Source organism: Moraxella sp. CTOTU47724 (assembly GCF_032014955.1).
GTDB lineage: Bacteria > Pseudomonadota > Gammaproteobacteria > Pseudomonadales > Moraxellaceae > Faucicola > Faucicola tetraodonis.
The window spans coordinates 1-5,237 of record NZ_DALZSV010000089.1 but is presented as its reverse complement, the minus strand read 5'-3'; the positions used below and the strand labels follow the sequence as shown (position 1 = coordinate 5,237).

General features: G+C 40.2%; 2 protein-coding genes and 2 pseudogenes. 2 read left to right on the top strand and 2 right to left on the bottom strand.

What is annotated here, in order from left to right:
* Positions 1-398: 398 nt before the first annotated feature.
* Entirely contained in the window at positions 399-2,774 is a 2,376-nt protein-coding gene (locus RTR63_RS11430; protein WP_312524363.1) for an FdhF/YdeP family oxidoreductase, read from the bottom strand.
* Positions 2,775-2,938: 164 nt separating this feature from the next.
* Between RTR63_RS11430 and RTR63_RS11425 the strand changes: the two are divergent.
* Positions 2,939-3,589 (top strand): annotated as a pseudogene (locus RTR63_RS11425) (IS5 family transposase); the annotation flags it as partial.
* Positions 3,590-3,636: 47 nt separating this feature from the next.
* Here the strand turns inward: RTR63_RS11425 and RTR63_RS11420 are convergent.
* A pseudogene (locus RTR63_RS11420) lies at positions 3,637-4,946 on the bottom strand (IS3 family transposase).
* Between the two features lie 77 nt (positions 4,947-5,023).
* Here RTR63_RS11420 and RTR63_RS11855 point away from each other — a divergent pair.
* The coding region (locus tag RTR63_RS11855; protein ID WP_409418219.1) for a contact-dependent growth inhibition system immunity protein at positions 5,024-5,237 on the top strand (214 nt) is incomplete at its 3' end.

Here is a 5,237-nt window from a genome sequence, read left to right as displayed (position 1 = left end):
AAATTTAGAATAAAAATATTATTGTCAATACATAAATTACAATAAAACACAAAAATAAATGACTAGCATAATATTATTGATAGGTTTTCATTGAAATAAATAATAGACAATATTATTGAATAAAATCAGGGAAAAAACAATTAAAATTGCTCATCCTGATTTATTCAACAATAACAGGTGTTTTTGTTGAATTAATATTTAAAGAAAATCTATAACATTTATTTATGGGTTTAATTTTCGACAGTAAGTTTATTACTCATCTTAAAAAACGCGTAAATATTCAATTTTTCAGCCTGTTTTTTCAATCATCACTTTTTTATTCAATGATACTTTTTTATTTAATGATACTTTTACATTTAACAATCATCCATAGGGTTTTTTAAGCAACCCTATGATCATTAAGCACATTTTCTCAGTCTAACCGACACGGTTTTAAAGGCAGGCATGCCTGATTTTTTATCAAAATCTGTCATCGCAATCAGTGGATTGGCTTCAGGGTAGTACATGGCTAGATTGCCTTTAGGGATATCATACAAAATGACTTGAAAGCCTGTGACTTTTCGCTCAATACCATCGCCGTATTCACTTTGGATAGTCACCTTATCACCTGCTTTTAAATCCAATCTATCAGCATCATCAGCATTCATAAAAATTACTTGCCGCGTGTCAAAAACGTTGCGATAGCGGTCATCCAACCCATAAATGGTGGTATTGAATTGGTCATGAGAACGGATACTGGTTAGTGTTAATAAATCATCGGGCTGAGCCGTCAATTTATCTGCATAAATCTCGGTTAACGGTGTAAAGAAAAAGGTGGCTTTACCAGATTGGGTCTGCCATTCATAACGGTTGGCAGGATGCGGTAGATGAAAGCCTTGTTTGGTATAGACTTTTTGGTTAAAGTTATCAAAGCCTTCAATGGCTTTAGCAATGTCATTACGAATTCGGTCGTAATCTTCTACATACCAAGCCCAACGAATCGGGCTATGCCTAAGTGTAGCCGCAGCGATACTTGCGATAATCTCAGTTTCAGCGCGCAATTTATGTGAAACAGGCTGACGCGCTCCTTGTGACAACACCACATTACACATGGAATCTTCAATACTAATGTATTGGTTATTGTCGCCTTGCTTATCAATTTCTGTTCGTCCTAAACAAGGTAAAATAATGGCTTCTTTACCATGAATCAAGTGGCTACGATTGAGCTTGGTCTGTATCTGTACCGTTAACTCACAGCCGCGAATACCCGCTTCTGTACGTGCTTTATCGGGGGTTGCCACTGCAAAATTGCCCGCTAGGCTCATAAATACTTTAACCTTGCCTTGTTGCATGGCTTCAAGGGTCTCTACAACGTTATAGCCATGCGCTCTAGGGGACTTAATGCCAAAAACTTTGTCGATTTGATCAAGTAGCTTATCTGAAGGCTTGTCCCATACACCCATGGTACGGTTACCTTGAACATTACTATGCCCACGAATCGGCGCAAGTCCCGTCCCTGTCTTGCCAATATGCCCCATAACCAAGGCTAAATTTGCCAACATATGCACATTGTCCGTACCATGACGATGCTGGGTGATGCCCATACACCATGTTAAAATAGGACGTTTACTCTCTCGATAAAGCTGGGCTAGTTGCTCAATTTGCTGCGCGTCTAACCCTGTAATATGATAAATGGTTTGCCAATCGGTCGCCCTTACCCCTGCAATCATTTCATCAAAGCCTACGGTCTGGGCTTGAATAAAGTCATGATCAAAAATAGTGGCTTTAACGTTATCCCGTGCCTCGCGATCCCAATTATCTAAATGCTTGAGTATGCCCGTCATTAACGCATAGTCTGAGCCAATGTTTAGCTGGAAAAAATAGTGACTAAGTGGCGTGCTACCATTTGTCAGCATTTGGCTTGGGCGTTTTGGATCTTGAAAACGGGTAAGTCCCCGCTCTTTAAGCGGATTAATCACAATGATTTTGCCACCACGCTCAGCGACATTTGCCAATGTTTCTAGCATACGTGGGTGATTGGTACCTGGATTATGCCCAAAACTCCACACGCTGTCACAATGCTCAAAGTCATCCATTATGATGGTTGCTTTACCTAAGCCGATACTATCTTTTAACCCCACACTGCTTGCTTCATGGCACATATTGGAGCAATCTGGCATATTGTTCGTGCCATAGCATTTGGTAAATAACTGATACAAAAACGACGCTTCATTACTGGCTCGACCAGAGGTATAAAAGACAGCTTCATTCGGGTCATCCAATCGATTGAGATGACTGGCAATCAACTGATAAGCAGCTTCCCATTCGATGGGTTCGTACTCATCAGTCGCCGCATTGTACTGCATAGGCTCAGTCAAGCGTCCTTGGTTTTCCAAGAAATAATCACTTTGCGCGAGCAGTTCAGTGACGGTATATTTGGCAAAAAAATCAGCCGTCACAGTTTTTTTGGTGGTTTCAAATGCCGTTGCTTTAGCCCCATTTTCACAAAAATTAATGGGCTTTTTTTTGCCGTTTGGAAATGCACAACTTGGGCACTTAGTGCCAAATGGCTGATTTAGGTCTAATAATGTGATTGGCGCACGGGTCAATGCCTGCTGCTTTCGCATATTACCTTGCACGGCTATCAACGCACCCCAACCCCCAGATGGCGTAATAAGCGCATCAAGTTTATTATCGGTTTGGTTCAAATCGGTGGTATGAGTCAAACCATGAGGAAGATTGACATAGTCAAAAATTTGATTCGTCAACGTATGGAAGGGTTGCATTAATCGCATGGCGTTTTCCAAAATATTTTAGGAGAGATAAATTAGAAACCTTTGCACGAAAAAATAAACAAAAGTTTTTAAAATTGATATAATACAGTAAAATCAAAAAGATAGCAAAAGATACGAATATGGCATGGAAACAAACAGGGTAACTCTCCCTAGCAGACAGTCTCATCAATGGTCACAAAGCCATCGAAGAATTAGATGAACTACATAACCTAATCAACTGGCAAACTATCGAGCAAACCTTACGCCACGTTCATAGCAGTGACCGTGGCGAAAGTGCCTTTCACCCTGTCATCATGTTTAAAATCTTACTACTACAAAAACTCTATAACCTATCCGACCCAGCCATGGAAAAACAACTGGCAAGAGATTTACTATTTCGTCGCTTTGTTGGTCTATCGCTTACCGATAACGTACCCGACCACAGCACCATCTGGCGATACCACAAACACTTAGGTGAACTTTGACTCATTGAACCCTTATTCAACCAAATCAGTCAACAACTAGCCGAGCAAAATATCATCATCAAAGCAGGCAGTGTTAGCATCATTGATGCCAGTATCGTTGAAGCCAAAAACAAACGAGCTAAAAAAGGCAAACATACCGACAATACCCAAGATAACGAAGCTGCATACGTCAGTAAAAAAGACAGCACAGGCAAAGTAAAAACCACCTACGGCTTTAAAATCCATCTTAATTGTGATGAAGACAGCTTTGTCAAAAAGATTCAAACTACCCCAGCCAATGTCCATGATTCACAATGTTTTACCACGCTTTTAACAGGTGATGAATCAGCCGTTTACGCCGACAGTGCGTATAATGACCCCTGCTGTCAACAACGGAATAAAACACTTGGTAGATTATGTCAGGCAGCCTGACGATAAAAGTCTTGGAAACCCCCGCAGGTGATTTAAATCCTAACCCTTTTTGTATTCTCTGACGGTTGTAAAACATCTCAATATATCGAACGACATCTTTAATGGCTTCATTCCGAGTTTCATAGACTTTGTGGTAAACCAGCTCGTTTTTTCTTGTGAAGCAGTGCTTCTCACCCAAGAAGCTCTCAATCGGAGTGTTATCATAGCATGAACGAGGAATAGCAAAGCACTGCTTTACCCGAGTGCAAGGCGAAGGCTATGCCTGAGTACCTTTTCGGCTCATAGAACTAGCCAAGGTATGTTTTTGAATGATTTGGCGGTATTGATGACTGCAATACTGACTTCCTCGATCAGAATGCACGATAAGCCCCCTAGCAGGTCGTTTATACTTAATCGCATTTTTTAGAGCCTTACAAACTAAATCAGCGGCCATACGTTTATTTAACGCATATCCCACAATTTCTTTGCTGTACAAGTCTTTGACTGCTGACAAGCACACCCAGCCTTCATTGGTCCAAATGTAGGTAATATCGCTGACCTGAGGAGCACTGCTCCGCAAGAATCTTTTCGATGTTAGGAGCTGCCACGTCAAACTGCTGTTCTAGCAGATTTGGATAAACAGGCTTATTATGATTTGAGTCAGTAGTCGTTTTAAATCGCTTGTGACGTTTGCAGTAAATACCATGTTCTTGCTTGATTTGCCGTACCATGTATAAGCTGATGTTATGTCCTTGATTGGTTAAGTGCTGATTCAAGCGCTCATGACCATAGCTTTGCTCTGTATCTATGTGAGCGGATTTGACCAATAGTTCACAGCGATTGTGGTGCTGTTTTCGCTTGCTGATGCCTCGCTTTAACCAATCATAGTAGCCTGATAGGCTGACTTCAAATAACCTTGCCATGCGTTATATGCAGTATTTCAATCGATTCTCTTGCATAAAGGCGTACTTGGCTATTGGTACTCAAGCATAGCTCTCACCTTGCGTCGGGGCAAAGCAGTGCTTCGCTTATTCCTCCTCATTGGCAAAATACGCCGTTGCCTTTTTTAAGATTTCTCGTTCTTCTTGAGCGATCTTGAGTTGTTTTTTAAGGTCTTTGATTTCATCCAAGGCGGCTATAATTTCAGGGTTATAGTTTTGTGCGCCTGCAAGTACACCGCTTTCAGCCTTTCTGTGCCAGTTCGCTAATGTGTTCATCGGTATGCCGAGTTCTTTGGCGTTTTGGCTGATATTGTTTTGATTTTGGCAATGGCTTCGGCTTTAAAGGTGTCGCTGTATTCTACTCTTTTCTTACTCATGGTAAATTCCTGTTTAGGTTGTTAGTTTACCAAATATTTTCTTCCGTTTTTTTCAGCATACATCATATTGACCGCATATCCAGAACCTTAAGGAAATTTATATAAGCAACTATAAAACTTTTGATTATTTTGTAAATGCATATTTTCACCAAGACTGGAGAGAAGAAGCCAAAAATTCAGAAGCAATATTAGAATTATTTCTAACGAGTGAAGATATAGAAAATATTAGAAGTCTAAAAAAAGATGTTGAAAATATAATAGAGAATGAAGACATTAATCAATTTTTTACTA

Bases quoted from the DNA above. Each gene is read 5' to 3' on its own strand.
- RTR63_RS11430 (WP_312524363.1), bottom strand. From the start codon at position 2,774: ATGCGATTAATGCAACCCTTCCATACGTTGACGAATCAAATTTTTGAC.